Origin of the sequence: Mycolicibacterium pyrenivorans (assembly GCF_025821625.1) — a bacterium.
GTDB classification, from domain to species: Bacteria; Actinomycetota; Actinomycetes; order Mycobacteriales; family Mycobacteriaceae; genus Mycobacterium; species Mycobacterium pyrenivorans.
This window is the reverse complement of the sequence record NZ_JACKSH010000236.1, coordinates 1-13,871: the sequence shown is the minus strand read 5'-3', so window position 1 is coordinate 13,871 and position 13,871 is coordinate 1. Positions and strand designations below refer to the sequence as shown.

Below are 13,871 nucleotides of genomic sequence, written 5' to 3'. Positions count from 1 at the left end.
GCCTACGGGAACTCGATCACCTGCCGGACGGCCTTGCCGTCGGCGAGTTCGTCCATCGCGGTGTTGATCGCATCGAGCGTGATCGTCGCCGACACCAGCGACTCGACCGGCAGCCGTCCGTCCCGCCACAGCTGCACGAAGCGGGGGATGTCGCGGGCGGGCACCGACGATCCCAGGTAGCTGCCGATCAGCGACCGGCCCTCCGCGACGAACCCCAACGGCGACACACTGATTCGCGCATCCGGGCGGGGCAGGCCGACGGTGACGGTCCGCCCGCCGGGCGCGGTCAGTAAGATCGCGGTCTCCAGTGCGGCGGGGTGGCCGACGGCCTCGATCACCACCGCGGCCTTCAGGCCGCGATCGGTGGCCTCCTCGGGGGTGCAGGCGTCGTGCACACCTGCCTCGCGGGCGCGTTCGAGCTTGTCGGCCAACGGGTCCACGCCGATGACGTGGACGTCGTCGTGGGCCAGCGCGGTGATGACCGCGGCCATCCCGACACCGCCCAGACCCACCACGGCGACCGTCTGCCCGGGTTGCGGCAGGCCTGCGTTGAGCACCGCGCCGCCGCCGGTGAGCACCGCGCAACCCAGCAGCGCGGCGACCACCGGCGGCACGTCGGCGTCGACGGGCACGACCGAGCGGCGGTCGACGACGGCGTGGCTGGCGAAACCGGAGACCCCGAGGTGGTGCAGCACCGGCGTGCCGTCCCGGCTGAGCCGGGTGTCGCCGTCCATCAGCGTTCCTGCCCCGTTGGCGGCGCTGCCGGGGATGCACGGCGCCAGCCCACCCGTGGCACAGCCGGCGCACTGCCCGCACCGCGGGAGGAAGGTCAGCACGACCCGCTGACCGATCGCCAGGTCGCAGCGACTTCCGACCTTTTCGACCACGCCTGCGGCCTCATGGCCGAGCAGCATCGGTACGGGCCGCACCCGGTTGCCGTCGATGACCGACAGGTCCGAGTGGCACAGCCCGGCCGCCTCGATACGGACCAGCAACTCGTCGTCGCCGGGCGGCGCCAGGTCGAGTTCGACGACCGTCAGCGGTTCTGAGGTGGCATACGGCCGGGGCAGACCGATCTGATCGAGGACGGCTCCACGGATCTTCATGCCTGTCAGCTTGCCCTGACTGTCACACTACGGCCATGACGACTGAGGAGCGGTCGCTGCGCAGCGGTGACTTTCCGGTGCACTGGCCGGTTCTGACCAGGTGGACGGACAACGACATGTTCGGTCACCTCAACAACGCCGTGTACTACGCGCTGTTCGACACCGCGATCAACGGGTGGATCAACACCACCACGGGCACGGACCCACTCACCGCACCGTGGCTCGGGGTGGTGGCCGAGTCCGGATGCCGGTACTACGCCGAGCTCAGGTTCCCCGATCCGCTGGTCGTCGGCTTGGCGGTGACGCGGTTGGGGCGCACCAGCGTCACCTATCGACTCGCGGTGTTCCAGTCGCCGCACGACCCGATCGGTTCCGGCGATCACGAGGTCGCGGCGGTCGGGCACTGGGTGCATGTGTACGTCGACCGCGCCACCCGCCGCCCCGTGCAAATTCCCGACGAGATCCGCGCGCTGCTGCAAACCGCCCAGGAGACACCTCACGCGTGACGCAGGACCATCGGCGTGTCACTCACTGCAGCGCGCGGGCGGCGTCACCCAACGCTTCCCGAAGCCACTGAACCTCTTCGCACAGCCGCTGTGCGTCGGTGTACAGCGCACCGTAGATCGCCCAACGGTCAGGTACGTCGAGGCACTGAGCATCGGCGGTACCACCGAGTGCCTGCAGGGCAGACCGGCAGTCGCCGGCCTCGTCGGTGAGCGGCTCTCCGCGACGCAGGTCGTCGACAGTGTGGATCGCCCCGGCACTGGCGACCGTGCTGCACACCGCGGTGAGCACGTCGGCATAGCTCCGGAGGAAGAGCCTGCGCCGGGACGCCGGCGGGGCGCCGACGTCGTCGTCTTCGCAGGAGACTCGTACCAAGCCTGCCGTGACCGATCTGAGCTGCCCGGCGATTCGCTCGACCCCGTGAATGGTCACCCGATAACCGTCAAAGGTGCTGTGCTCCCGTACCAACAGCCGCCGCGGATTGAGTTTGGAGGTCTCCCATGCGTGGTCGATAGAGCTCCGGGCCTGCACTGCCGCTCTGGGCAACTCGTCTGCGCGTCGTTGCCAATCCCGCGCGGCGTTGCCATCGGGCATTGCTTCTCTCAACCCAGCGACCATGTCCTCGAGCAGCTGTGACGTCGAGTCGCAGTACCCGTCGACGGCATCTGCGGCGCTGCGGTACCGCAGTGGAGGCGCGATCAGCAAGTTGGTGACGACAGCGATCACCGCACCCAACAGAACCATTCCCGCGAGGTCCCAGATCAGGATCAACGGCGGCTTGCCGGCGTCGGGCATGGCGAACACGCCGTAGGCGAAGACCGCCGCCACGGTGACGTTGAAACCCTGACTTCCGAGCCGCTGCCACCGCCCCAACATCAGCGTCACGGCCAGGATGACGGGGAACAGCCACGCGCTGGGCCCCCGCGGGCAGCACGACCGCGCCTACCACCGCGATCCCGACGAGAACGGCGCCCGTGTAGTGGAGGGCCTTCTCCACCGATTCCGAGATGGTGTGATGCATCAGCAGCATCGCGGCGAACGCGGCGAACGTGCCGTAGGTGGCGTGGAAAATGTGCGTCGCAAGTCCAGGCGACAGAGCCCGCGATCATGCTCTTCATCAGGACGAGCGCGGTATCGCGGGTCATGTCGACTGCGGGGAACGCTTGCCTGAAGCGGTCCACGACGCGAGTCACGAACATCGTGTTCCCGCCTTCTGTTCCGCCGCCGGGTCAGCCCGGTACGTTGCGCGGGTCACGGCTTCTCGGGTAGGTGTTCCTTTCACCGATACGCCCGTCTTCATTGTGGATGAAGTGTTCGACGCCTCGGTTGATCGCCATCTCGCGACCCAGACCCTGCGCCTCACGTTTCGTAGGTGCGGTGTTGGAGGCCCGGGCATTGCCTTCGACCTCGTTGATCCACCGTCCGTTCTTCTTGACGGTGTGCACATCTCCTCTTGGCATGACTCCTCCTCAGTTGTCTCTCGACATCGGATGCCACGTCCGTGGCCTCTCAAACCCGTGACGGCGCCGCACCTTTCAGCTGGCCAGCGCTTGCGGGGACAGCTCCTTGAGCATGGCGTTCGCCCACCGCATCTGGCGCAGCGCCTGGGGGTGGCAGCGCTGCGCGACCGCGAGAAGATGCGGATCTTTGACCGCCTGCGCCCCCTGAGCCAACAGCTCCCAGTCCAGCGATACCCCCGCGGCCAACCGGTGCAACCGTCGCAGATCGGCCAGCAATAGCAACGCGGGTTCGGGGCGACGGCCGAGCCGGTCGCTTATCCAGCGTTGTGCCGATTCCGTGACGGCCGCCGTACGGGGATGGGCGCGAAGACGAACACCATAACGATCGCCGGTTTCGGAGACGAGCGCCACGTGTTCCCGCGACCACTGCGCCAGGTCCGTCGCCACGTGGCAGATGGCGTGGTCGTTGTGGTGGCGCGCAGCGATGGCCTCGAGGGAGCGGGTCAGCCGGAGCTCGGAGCGGTGCAGTTCCCGCAGCGCCAAGCCGATCTTCGCCATCATGCCCTCCCATCCGGATCGACGGGTGCCGCAGCCGCCGTGGTCGGTGCAGGGGCCTGACCGTTGCCCGCTCGAACACGACGCAGTTGCGCCGCAGCGGTTTTGAAGATCGGCTGCTTGGACACCGGGTCCCAGTCGGTGAGCGTGAGTTCGTTGGCTGCGCGGTGGTGCCCGTCAGCGTCGTCGCTGTCCCAGTAGCCGTAGTGAAACGGCAGGAACAGGACGCCGTCACGAATGCCGGACACCCTCGCCGCCGCGGTCACCGAACCGCGTGGCGTGCTCACCGTGACCACGTCTCCCTCGGCGACTCCGCACCGACGGGCGTCGGCGGGCGAGAGCTCCACCCAGACGTCGGGAGCCGCGGCCTGCAACTCCGGCGCCCGACCCGTTTTGGTGCGGGTGTGGAACTGGTAGAGGGTGCGACCCGTGATCAACGCGAACGGATAGTGCGGCGAAGGGAACTCGTGCGGCCTGAGGTACTCCGCTGCCTTGATGACCGCCTTTCCGGCGGGGTTGAGGGCCCGATACTCAGTCGGTTCGAGGGGCGCACCCGTGACGAGGTCCTTGCCGTAGGCCTCGCAGTAGTCCGGATCCGCCCAGAAGCGGCCCCCGGCGTACAACCGTTCCGTGCCTTCGGGATTCTCGTCGTTGCACGGCCATTGGACACCGCTGCCGCGACGCAGCTTGTCATAGCTGATGCCTGTGTAGTCACAAGGCCGTCCTGCGCTGCATTGCTGCCACGCCGCGAACGCCGACTCGGGGTCGGTCCATGGCGGCATCGGCTGACCGTCTTTGTCGCGGAAGTCCATTCGTCGGGCGTAGTCGAGCAGGATGTCCAAGTCCGCGCGTGCCCGCCCAGGCGGTTCGACGGCCTTCTCCGAAAGGTGGACGGTGCGGTCTGCGTTGGTGAACGTTCCGGTCTTCTCTGCCCACGCCGCCGCCGGCAGCACGACGTCCGCCAACTCTGTGGTCTCGGTGGGGAAGATGTCCTGCACCACGCCGAAAACTCGCTCCTGGGAAAGGATCTCGCGGATACGCCGCAGTTCGGGAAGTGACACCGCCGGATTGGTTGCGGTGATCCACAACAGCCGCAGGGTCCCCTGCTCGGCGTACCGGAGCATCTGCATCACGTGCGTCGGCGGCGCATAGTGCGGGATCTGATGTTGCTCGACGTTCCACAGTTTCGCCAACTCGGCGATGTGACTGTCGTTCGACCAGTTACGGAATCCCGCGAGGTCACCGTCGGCGCCACATTCACGGGTGTTCTGCGCGGTGGGCTGGCCATTCATCTGCAGGATGCCGCAGCCCGGCTTGCCCAACATGCCACGCAGTATGTGGATGTTGTTCACCTGCACCGATGCAGCAGAGGCCTGATGCGACTGATAGAAGCCCTGGAGCACGGTGGAAAGCAGCTTGTCCGCAGTGCCCAGCAGACGCGCTGCCGCGCGGATGTCACCGGCGGAAACATCACAGATCTCTGCGCCCCGTTCGGGCGGGAACTCCTCGACGCGCTGGCACAACTCCGCGAAGCCCACGGCATGTTCGGCGATGTAGTCGCGATCCACCCAGTCATTCCGGATGATCTCGTGCAGCAGCGAGTTCATCAATGCGACGTTGGTGCCGGGAAGCGGCGCAAGATGCACGGTGGCGTGCCGGGCCACCGCCGTGGGTCTCGGGTCCACGCAGACGATCGCCGGAGGATCAGATCCCGCCAAGCGGTCGAGCATCCGCATCCACAGCACCGCTTGCGTTTCGGCGACGTTGTGCCCGAACAAGGCGATGACGTCGGCGTGGTCGACGTCGGAGTAGGAGCCGGGCTGACCGTCGCAGCCGAACGATTCCTTGAGTGCTTCCGCGGCCGTCGCCGTGCACAGTCGGGTGTTGCCGTCGACGTGGTTGGTGCCGATGGCCCCGTGCGCGATGACCCCGAGCGTGTAGTACTCCTCGAGGAACAGTTGCCCGGAGGTGTAGAAGCCGAAGGCGCTCGGCCCGGCGCTGTTCAGCAGGCTCTTGCTGTGCTGCACCACCGCATCCATGGCCGTATCCCAGTCCGTCTCGACCAGCTCGCCGTCGCGTCTGACCAAGGGAGTGGTCAGGCGGTCCCTGGAATTGTTGGCCCGCCAGCCAAAGAGGTCTTTGGGGTCGAGCCTGCCGTGATTCACCCGGTCCACGCCACGGCCACGGACACCGGCGATTCGTCCGTCCTTCACCGCGATGTCGAGCCCGTCGCCGTTGGAATGCAGGACCGCAGCCGACTGCACCCAATGTTCGACGTCGCTCTCGGTCAGACCCTGATCCAGCAGTACATCCACGCGGGGTGGCCACGGTTCGCCCGGCGCGTAGGGAGTGCGCTCTCCCCACGGTTCGGCAATCCGGTTGGGCACGACGTCACCGTCTGAGGAACCCGGCATTACGGTCGCCTACCCACATAGCTCGCAGCGAAACACTCGCGTAGCGCATCAGTTTGGGTGTCCGGGGTTCGGGTAGCCGGGTGGCGTGGAGACGACAGAACGGCCCGTCGCCCCGGCCTCGCCGTTGCCGCTGGGATTCCTGGCGCTGTTCACCGCCACCACGACCTATGCAGTGGTGCAGCTCGGGTGGATACCGAAGGACAGCGCGGTGCCGGTGGCCATCGGTGTGCTCACCGTCGCCGTGTGGGCCCAGGTCGTCGCCGCAGCTTTCGGCTTCGCGAGCGGGAACACCACGGTCGGGACCGCAATGGGCCTCCTGGCAGGAACCTGGGCGGCGGTGGCGGTGACCACGATGGTCGCCGGCTCGGTGCAACCGAGCGACCCGCTGGGGGTCCTGCTGCTCTGCTCGGGCGCGGCCATGCTGGTACCGGCTCTCGCCGGCTCGGGGCCGCCGATCGCCTCGGTGGTGATGGTGACGACGTCGGTGCGGTTCGCCGTCACCGGCATTGCGGAGATCGTCGGCAGCGAGACCTGGATGACGGCGGCGGGAATCGTCGGGCTGGTGTTGGCGGTCGTCAGTTTCTACGCGGCGGTCGCGATGGAGGCCGTGAGCACCGGCCGCGCCGAGCTTCCGCTGGCGGGCCGCAACCAGCGAACAACCGATCAATGGAGGTAGTGATGGGCACGACGAGCGACATGCTGCAGAGCTTCCCGAAGAGCCTGGGTGAGACCGACCGCGGCACGCCGAGATGCACGAGCACTGCCGCATCTGCGCGGAGGCCTGCCAGCGCTGCGAGAAGGCGTGCCGGCATCTGCTGACGTCGATGGGCTAGGACCGTCAGCCGTTTTCGGCGGCCACCCGGGCGCGCTCCCTCATCGAGGCGATCACCCCGCCGTCGTTGAGGATGTCGGTGCCGGTGAGGTAACCGGCCCTGTCGCTTGCACAGAAGGCCAGCAGCTCTGCCATCTCCTCGGGTTTACCCCACCGCGGGACCGCGGCGTCGGTGACCATCGCGCCGGCGCCGGCCTGCTCCTCCAGCCTGCCCATCTCGGTGTCGACGGAGCCCGGTGACACCGACACGATGCGCAGCCCCCGACCGTTGAACCGCTCGGCCTGCGAGGTGCTGTACCACCTGACGAAGCTCTTGCTCAGGGCGTACGCGAGACCGGATCGCGCCTCCTCGGGCGCTATCGCGCACGCCGACATCATGGCGTCCATGAAGGCGTCTTCGTCTCGCAGGGCCAACGGAAATTTCGCTGTCGGAACGATCTCCTCCGGCAGCATGTGGGCCGCCATCGATGCCACGTTGACGATCGCGGAGCCCTCGGCGGCGGTTCTATAGAAGATCTCGTTGACGTTGAGCGTGCCGAGCGCGTTGGTCCTGAGGATGTAGTCGGCGCCACCCATGCTGGGACTCACTCCCGCGGCGTGGATCACCGAGGTGAGCGCGCCGAGGCCGGTGGCGGTCTCGAACAGCCCGCTGACCGCCTGGCGGTCGGTGACGTCACAGTTGACGGCCGTCGCCGTCACCCCGAGGTCCGTCAGCGTGGCGGCCGCGACATCAAGCCGGTCCTGGCGGACGTCACACAGGACGACCGTCCGGTCCCGGCCGACGATCTTTGCCGTGGCCAACCCCATGCCGCCCGCACCACCCGTGATCACCGATACCTGGTTCATTCCTGGACCGTATACGGACGCCGCCACCGTTACACGATGCGGGTCGAGTGTCACCCGCCGCGAGCGGGACGGCGGTCAGGATCGGACGTCGAGCGGGGCGGTGTGGTGCTACGAGGGCCGACTTGCGACGGGGTCACCTGCCCGGGCCGTAGAGCCCCGGCAGCAGGTCCGGGTCGCCGGGGGTCCAGGTGCTGGTGACCTGTGATCGGGCGCCCATGGCGGCTGCGCGGTCGAGCAGCCTGTTGCCGAGTTCGAGTTGGGCAGGCTCCCACGCCGCGAGCGCCTCGGCGATCGATCCCGGCCGGGCCTGTAGGCGCTCGTAGAGCGTCCACGCGTCGGCGGCGGCCTTGGCGGATCCGGCGGCCGGATGCGGGCGCACCGCGAAGGCGGCGTCGCCGATGACGGCGATCCGGCCGTGCGCCATCCGCGGAATGCGGATGTCGGAAACGACCTGCAGGTAGGGCTGTTCGGTGCGCATGATGACCTCGGCCACGGCGGGGGCCAGCTGTCGTGCGGCGGCCTCTCGCATCTCGTCGACGTATCGCTGTTGCACCGAACCGGGATGCATCGATACCGGGGCCTCGAACCCCTTTGTGTCGGTGATCAATTCGTGTAGTTCGGGGCCGTCGGCGACATTGCGGTACCAGACGTAGTTCAGCAGTCGCCTGCCGTGCTCGAGTTCCCCGTCCATCCCGGGGATGGTGTACATCACCGCGTGGGTGTTCGGCGCGACGCTGTAGGTGATCGAGTCCGCGAGAAGTGTGCGGGTGCCGTCGGTCAACCTGTCCTCCCGCACGGTTCCGCGCCATCCGACGTAGCCCGAATACCGGCGTTGCACAGTGGGATACAGACGCTGCCGGCCCGTCGAGGTGATTCCGTCGGCGAAGACGACCAGATCCGCCCGCTCGACACGACCGGTGACGAAGCGGAGCTCGACCTGATCGGAATCCTGGCTGATGCCCGCGCAGAACTCGCCGAGGTGGTAGCGCTCGCCACCGAAGTCGCTCAACAGCGCCCGGTACACGGTGCCCCACGAGGTGCAGCGCCAGTCGAACGGTCCCTCGTAGAGCACCTCGTCGCGCGGCCCGAGGTAACGCAGCCGGGTCGTCTCGGTGCTCAGTTCCTCGATCCGACGTGCGCTGTGGCCGTCGAACCACTTCATCATGATCGGCTGCAGGACGAGGCCGCCGCCGCGGTTGTCCAGCGGGGTCGGCGTGCGCTCGAAGACGTCGACGTCGAAACCCAACTTGCGCAGCAGAAGTGCGGCGGTGAGTCCGCCGATCGATCCACCCACGACGACGGCCCGTGATCCGGAGTGATGCGGCACGGTCAGCCCTCCTCGAGGAGTGTGGTGGTGCGGCGCGGGCCGCTCCATCGTGCCATCCGCCGCGGCCGTGCCGCGGTGGATCCGGACCCGGTCCCGCCACGGCCGACGCTGCCAACGAAGCCGGCCCCCTCCCAAGAGAGGACGCTCCACCCGCTCACAGCAAAAATCGCAGGCGCAGCGATTCGGTGCGCCACCCCCAAAGGTGGCCGGTGGGACCTACGGTCACATGGTGGACTACAACGACTACCGGGCACACGACGCGACCGGGCTGGCGAAGCTCGTCGCCGAAAAGGAGGTGTCGGCAGCCGAGCTGCTGTCGGTGGCGCGGGCGCGGGCAGCCGAGGTGAACCCCCGGATCAACGCGATCGTCGGCGATGTGCCCGCGGCGCCCGATGCCGCCGCGAGCGGTCCGTACGCCGGGGTCCCGTTCCTGATCAAGGACCTGGCGCAGGACTACGCCGGGCTGCCGACCTCCGGTGGTTCGCGCGCCCTGATGTCGACGCCCGCTGCCGAGCATGCGACGGTCGTCAGGCGCTGGATCGACGCCGGGCTGGTCATCTTCGGCAAGACGAACACCCCGGAGTTCGGGGCCAAGGGGATCACCGAGCCGGAGGCCTGGGGCCCGGCCCGCAACCCATGGGACCTGAGCCGGACGCCGGGCGGATCGTCGGGTGGGTCGGCGGCGGCGGTCGCGGCGGGCATCGTGCCCTGCGCGGGGGCGAATGACGGTGGTGGATCGATCCGCATCCCGGCGGCGTGCTGCGGTCTGGTCGGGTTGAAACCGGGCCGCGGGCTGACGCCGTCCGGGCCGATCACCGGTGAGTCCATGCACGGGTCGGCCGTGCAGGGGGTCGTGTCACGAACGGTCCGCGACACCGCAGCAATGCTCGACGTCATCAGCGGCGGTGAACCGTGGGGACCATACGCACCGGCGCTGCCCGAGTCCCCGTTCGCGTCGTGCGTGGGCGCCGATCCGGGCAGGCTGCGCATCGGCGTGCGGGTGCCGACCGCGATCACCCCGGTGCCGCACGCCGAGGCGTACGCGGCCGTCGACGCCACCATGCAGACGTTGACCGACCTCGGGCACCACGTCGAAGAGTTGCCGCGAGCGCCGTTCGACGACGCCGCACTCGCCCGCGATTTCCTGCTCACGTGGTTCGTGTACACCGCGTGGGAACTCGCCGAGGCCAAACGCCGCACCGGTGCCGGCGACGAGTCCTTCGAGCGCGACACACTCATGCTGGCCGCCATCGGCCGGGCGACCAGCAGCGTGGACTACGTGGACGCCGTCCAGCGCCGTCACGAACACACCCGCCGGCTGACAACGTTCTTCGAGTCCTACGACCTGTTCCTGACACCCACCCTGGCGACCCCGCCGCCGAGGATCGGCGAGTTCGACCTGCCGGTGGTGCTGCAGCGCGCCTCCGATCTGCTGCTCAAGACGCGCACCGCCCACCTGTTGCGCTTCACCAAGATCGTCGACGACATGGTGGACAAGAACCTCGGCTGGGTGCCGTACACGCAGTTGGCGAATCTCACTGGGCGCCCGGCAATTTCGCTGCCGCTGCACTGGACCGCCGACGGACTCCCGCTGGGTGTACAGTTCGTCGCGCCACTGGCCGGGGAGTCGCTGCTGATCCGGCTGGCCGCCCAACTGGAGCAAGCGATGCCGTGGGCGGATCGCGTCGCGCCGGTGTAGCGCTATTCGGATGCCGCGGAACAGGTGATCGCCGGTGTCCGCTCAGCCGGTTCGCGTCAGGCGGGCAGGGTCGAGATCCAGGCGGCGCAACAGCTGCGCGTTGAGCGCGACGACGATCGTGGAGATCGACATGAGCACCGCGGCCGCTGCAGGCGGCATCACCACCCCGGCGAACGCGAGCACCCCGGCGGCCAGCGGGACCGCGATCACGTTGTATCCCGTGGCCCACACCAGGTTCTGCCACATCTTCCGGTAGCTGGCGCGCGAAAGCTCGATGATCGACAACACCGCCCGCGGATCGTTGGCCGCCAGCACCACCCCGGCGGACTCGATCGCGACATCGGTTCCCGCACCGATCGCCACGCCGACCTCGGCCCGGGCCAGGGCGGGCGCGTCGTTGACCCCGTCGCCGACCATCGCCACCCGGTGCCCGCGACTCTGCAGTTCGGCGACCTTCGCGTCCTTGTGCTCGGGCAGGACTTCGGCGAACACCTCGTCGATACCCAGGTCTGCGGCGACCGCGTCGGCGACCTGCCGGGCGTCACCGGTGATCATGGCGACCTTGACTCCTCGGGCGTGCAGGGCGTCGATCGCCTGACGGGATTCCTCGCGCACCGCATCCTCGAGCGCCACGGCGCCGAGCACCCGGTCGTCGCGGGCGATGTGCAGCACCGACGCCCCGCGCTGCACCCACCCCTGGGTCACCGTGCTGACATCGTCGGGCACCGACAGGCGCAGATCCGACAGCATCGCCGGCCCACCGACCGACACGTCGGCGCCGTCGACCCGGGCCCGCACCCCGCGACCGGGGAGTGACTGGAAGTCGGTGGCGGTCAGGCGCTCGGTGGACGGCACCCGCCACTCCGCGGCAGCCACGATCGCCCGTGCCACGGGATGCTCGCTGTCGGACTCGACTGCCGCGGCCACCGCCAGCAGCTTTTCCTCGCTGATCCCGCTGGTGGCAGCGACACCGGTCACCTGGTGGCGTCCCTGCGTCAGGGTTCCGGTCTTGTCGAAGAGAACCACGTCGACACTGCGCATGCGTTCCAGCGACAGCCGGTCCTTGATGAGGACCCCGGCCCTGGCGGCGCGCTCCGTGGAGATCGCGATGACCAGTGGGATCGCCAGCCCGAGGGCGTGGGGGCAGGCGATGACGAGCACGGTGACGGTCCGCACCACCGCGTTGTCGAGGTTGCCGACCAGCGCCCACACCACGAAGGTGATGACTGCTGTGCCTGCCGCGAAATAGAACAGGAAGGCCGCGGCCTTGTCGGCGAGCGCCTGTGCCCGCGACGAGGACGCCTGAGCGTCGGCGACCATGCGCTGGATTCCGGCGAGGGCGGTGTCCTCTCCGACGGCGGTGATCCGCACGCGCAGCGCGCTGTCGGTGGCGATCGTGCCTGCCACCACCGTGTCGCCCACCTGTCTGGTCACCGGCTTCGACTCACCGGTGATCATCGACTCGTCCACCTCGGAGCGGCCGTCGGTCACGGTGCCGTCGGCCGGCACCCGGGCACCGGCGCGCACCAACACCAGGTCGCCGAATGCCAGCTCCGACAGGGGAACTTCGTCGATCCCGTCGTCAGTGATCTTCTCCGCGCTGTCGGGCAGCATCGCCGCCAGCGCGTCGAGCGCCCCCGACGCCGATCCCAGTGCGCGCATCTCGAGCCAGTGCCCCAACAGCATGATGACGATCAGCAGCGCCAGTTCCCACCAGAAATCCAGGTTGAATCCGCCGATACCAAGGGTGGTGACCCAGGAAGCGACGAACGCGACGCTGATCGCCATACCGATCAGCAACATCATCCCGGGCCGGCGGGACTTGAGTTCGGCCCAGCCGCCGGTCAGAAACGGCATGCCGCCGTAGAGGAAGATGACCGTGCCCAGAATCGGCGGGATCCACATCGCGCCGGGGAAGTCGGGCATGGTGTAGCCGACGAGGTCGGCGACCATGTGGCTGAACACCACCACCGGTATCGACAGGATCAGGCTGACCCAGAACTTCCGGCGGAACATCTCCCCGTGCGGCCCATGGCCGGCATGCCGATCACGACCCGAGCGCGCGGCCCGGAGCTCTGGTCCTGTGTGGGGCTCGCCGACCGAAAGGCTGTGCGCCGGTGTGTGGTGTCCGTGATCCTGTTGGGGCATCGGGATTCCTGACTAGTAGCTCGCGGTGGGACTCCGGCGGCGGAATCGACCCGGCGGCCATTCGGTGGCCGTCGGAAAGAGCCGTTGGCTCAGGACTTTTCGCACCACGCCGCTCAGTTCAGAAGTCGGTCGGCCACGGCGAGCACTCGGCGCGTCATGTGGTCGAGCGCGTTGTTCGTGTCCTCACTGAGTTCGTTCTGGTTGCCGGGGCCGGTCACGTGGCTGACGCCGTACGGGTTGCCGTCGGCGAACTTGAGGGGATCGGTGTATCCGGGCGGCACCAGGATCCCGCCGAAGTGCATCAGCGACACGTAGAGGTTGATCAACGTGGATTCCTGTCCGCCGTGCAGCGTCTGCGACGACGTGAAAGCCGCGTAGACCTTGTCGGCGAGCTTGCCCTTCGCCCACAGCCCGCCGAGCGAATCCATGAAGGCCTGAAAGGACGCCGTGGTGTTGCCGAACCGGGTCGGCGAGCCGAATATCACCGCGTCCGCCCACACGATGTCGTCCCCGGTTGCGGCCGGATCATCCTTCGTCGCTTCGTAGTTGGCCGACCACGCGGGATTCTCCGCGAACGATGCCGGGTCGCGGGTCTCTTGGACGTGGCGGAGGCGGACCTCGGCCCCGGCTGCTTCCGCCGTCTGCCCGATGCGCTTGGCCATCGCGGTGCCGTGACCGGTAGCCGAGTAGTAGATGATCGACAGCTTGACCATGCGTATCTCCTGCCCAGATCCTGCGGTTCTACGACCGGCGAGCTGCCCGTCCAACCCGAGGTCTCGCCGGTGTCGTCAAGAGTCCAGTTAACACCCCTGCTGCCGGCATCACTATGGGGTCGACCACGGCGCTGGGACGCAGCACCGGGCTCGGGCCGTGCCCCGGCAACTAAGCCTTGATTCACCGATCGACCCTCGGCGTGGGGGCGAATTCGGTTGTGCGCTTTGGAGTCGGGGTGGGCCGTTGTGCGGGATCAGATGATGGCC

Annotated in this window: 12 protein-coding genes and 1 pseudogene; 4 read left to right on the top strand and 9 right to left on the bottom strand. The window is 68.2% G+C overall.

The window, feature by feature from the left end; translation table 11 throughout:
- Nucleotides 1-2: 2 nt before the first annotated feature.
- Complete coding sequence (locus tag H7I57_RS25300) at nucleotides 3-1,106, bottom strand: alcohol dehydrogenase catalytic domain-containing protein (RefSeq protein ID WP_264026901.1); 1,104 nt, start codon at nucleotides 1,104-1,106, stop codon at nucleotides 3-5.
- A gap of 35 nt (nucleotides 1,107-1,141) precedes the next feature.
- On the opposite strand from H7I57_RS25300, the gene H7I57_RS25295 reads away from it, so the two are divergent.
- Nucleotides 1,142-1,612 carry an acyl-CoA thioesterase gene (locus H7I57_RS25295; RefSeq protein ID WP_264026899.1) on the top strand — a complete coding sequence of 157 codons (471 nt, stop codon included), beginning with the start codon at nucleotides 1,142-1,144 and terminating at the stop codon, nucleotides 1,610-1,612.
- A 22-nt stretch (nucleotides 1,613-1,634) separates the two neighbouring features.
- On the opposite strand, the gene H7I57_RS25290 is transcribed toward H7I57_RS25295, so the two are convergent.
- The 4 genes from H7I57_RS25290 to H7I57_RS25275 all read right to left on the bottom strand — a co-directional run bounded on the left by H7I57_RS25290 (nucleotide 1,635) and on the right by H7I57_RS25275 (nucleotide 6,039).
- Nucleotides 1,635-2,495 (bottom strand): aromatic acid exporter family protein, encoded by an 861-nt coding sequence (locus tag H7I57_RS25290; RefSeq protein ID WP_264026898.1) that lies wholly within the window; start codon nucleotides 2,493-2,495, stop codon nucleotides 1,635-1,637.
- 344 nt (nucleotides 2,496-2,839) lie between these two features.
- Nucleotides 2,840-3,070, bottom strand: coding sequence for a DUF2188 domain-containing protein (locus H7I57_RS25285; RefSeq protein ID WP_264026897.1), 231 nt, complete (start codon nucleotides 3,068-3,070; stop codon nucleotides 2,840-2,842).
- A gap of 75 nt (nucleotides 3,071-3,145) precedes the next feature.
- Nucleotides 3,146-3,628, bottom strand: a complete 483-nt coding sequence (locus H7I57_RS25280) for a hypothetical protein (protein ID WP_264026895.1) — start codon at nucleotides 3,626-3,628, stop codon at nucleotides 3,146-3,148.
- Nucleotides 3,628-6,039 carry a molybdopterin oxidoreductase family protein gene (locus H7I57_RS25275; protein ID WP_264026893.1) on the bottom strand — a complete coding sequence of 804 codons (2,412 nt, stop codon included), beginning with the start codon at nucleotides 6,037-6,039 and terminating at the stop codon, nucleotides 3,628-3,630. Before H7I57_RS25275 ends, H7I57_RS25280 begins: the two co-directional genes overlap by 1 nt.
- A gap of 85 nt (nucleotides 6,040-6,124) precedes the next feature.
- Between H7I57_RS25275 and H7I57_RS25270 the strand changes: the two genes are divergently transcribed.
- Together H7I57_RS25270 and H7I57_RS25265 are read left to right on the top strand one after the other, a co-directional pair.
- Nucleotides 6,125-6,715, top strand: coding sequence for an acetate uptake transporter family protein (locus H7I57_RS25270; protein WP_264026891.1), 591 nt, complete (start codon nucleotides 6,125-6,127; stop codon nucleotides 6,713-6,715).
- 61 nt (nucleotides 6,716-6,776) lie between these two features.
- Nucleotides 6,777-6,872: pseudogene (locus H7I57_RS25265) on the top strand (four-helix bundle copper-binding protein); the annotation flags it as partial.
- A 5-nt stretch (nucleotides 6,873-6,877) separates the two neighbouring features.
- Here the strand turns inward: H7I57_RS25265 and H7I57_RS25260 are convergent.
- A complete protein-coding gene (locus H7I57_RS25260; RefSeq protein WP_264026890.1) occupies nucleotides 6,878-7,717 on the bottom strand; it encodes an SDR family oxidoreductase in 840 nt (279 codons plus the stop codon).
- Nucleotides 7,718-7,850: 133 nt separating this feature from the next.
- Nucleotides 7,851-9,092 carry an FAD binding domain-containing protein gene (locus H7I57_RS25255; RefSeq protein ID WP_275081695.1) on the bottom strand — a complete coding sequence of 414 codons (1,242 nt, stop codon included), beginning with the start codon at nucleotides 9,090-9,092 and terminating at the stop codon, nucleotides 7,851-7,853.
- A 178-nt stretch (nucleotides 9,093-9,270) separates the two neighbouring features.
- Between H7I57_RS25255 and H7I57_RS25250 the strand changes: the two genes are divergently transcribed.
- Nucleotides 9,271-10,743 carry an amidase gene (locus H7I57_RS25250; RefSeq protein WP_275081694.1) on the top strand — a complete coding sequence of 491 codons (1,473 nt, stop codon included), beginning with the start codon at nucleotides 9,271-9,273 and terminating at the stop codon, nucleotides 10,741-10,743.
- Between the two features lie 42 nt (nucleotides 10,744-10,785).
- On the opposite strand, the gene H7I57_RS25245 is transcribed toward H7I57_RS25250, so the two are convergent.
- Nucleotides 10,786-12,891 (bottom strand): heavy metal translocating P-type ATPase, encoded by a 2,106-nt coding sequence (locus H7I57_RS25245; protein WP_264026887.1) that lies wholly within the window; start codon nucleotides 12,889-12,891, stop codon nucleotides 10,786-10,788.
- A gap of 113 nt (nucleotides 12,892-13,004) precedes the next feature.
- Nucleotides 13,005-13,604 (bottom strand): NAD(P)H:quinone oxidoreductase, encoded by a 600-nt coding sequence (wrbA, locus tag H7I57_RS25240; protein ID WP_264026885.1) that lies wholly within the window; start codon nucleotides 13,602-13,604, stop codon nucleotides 13,005-13,007.
- Nucleotides 13,605-13,871: the final 267 nt, after the last annotated feature.

Coding starts and splice junctions, on each gene's coding strand:
- H7I57_RS25295 (WP_264026899.1), top strand. CDS start 1,142: ATGACGACTGAGGAGCGGTCGCTGCGCAGCGGTGACTTTCCGGTGCAC.
- H7I57_RS25275 (WP_264026893.1), bottom strand. CDS start 6,039: ATGCCGGGTTCCTCAGACGGTGACGTCGTGCCCAACCGGATTGCCGAA.
- wrbA (WP_264026885.1), bottom strand. CDS start 13,604: ATGGTCAAGCTGTCGATCATCTACTACTCGGCTACCGGTCACGGCACC.
- H7I57_RS25260 (WP_264026890.1), bottom strand. CDS start 7,717: ATGAACCAGGTATCGGTGATCACGGGTGGTGCGGGCGGCATGGGGTTG.
- H7I57_RS25245 (WP_264026887.1), bottom strand. CDS start 12,891: ATGCCCCAACAGGATCACGGACACCACACACCGGCGCACAGCCTTTCG.
- H7I57_RS25250 (WP_275081694.1), top strand. CDS start 9,271: ATGGTGGACTACAACGACTACCGGGCACACGACGCGACCGGGCTGGCG.
- H7I57_RS25300 (WP_264026901.1), bottom strand. CDS start 1,106: ATGAAGATCCGTGGAGCCGTCCTCGATCAGATCGGTCTGCCCCGGCCG.
- H7I57_RS25255 (WP_275081695.1), bottom strand. CDS start 9,092: ATGGAGCGGCCCGCGCCGCACCACCACACTCCTCGAGGAGGGCTGACC.
- H7I57_RS25285 (WP_264026897.1), bottom strand. CDS start 3,070: ATGCCAAGAGGAGATGTGCACACCGTCAAGAAGAACGGACGGTGGATC.
- H7I57_RS25280 (WP_264026895.1), bottom strand. CDS start 3,628: ATGGCGAAGATCGGCTTGGCGCTGCGGGAACTGCACCGCTCCGAGCTC.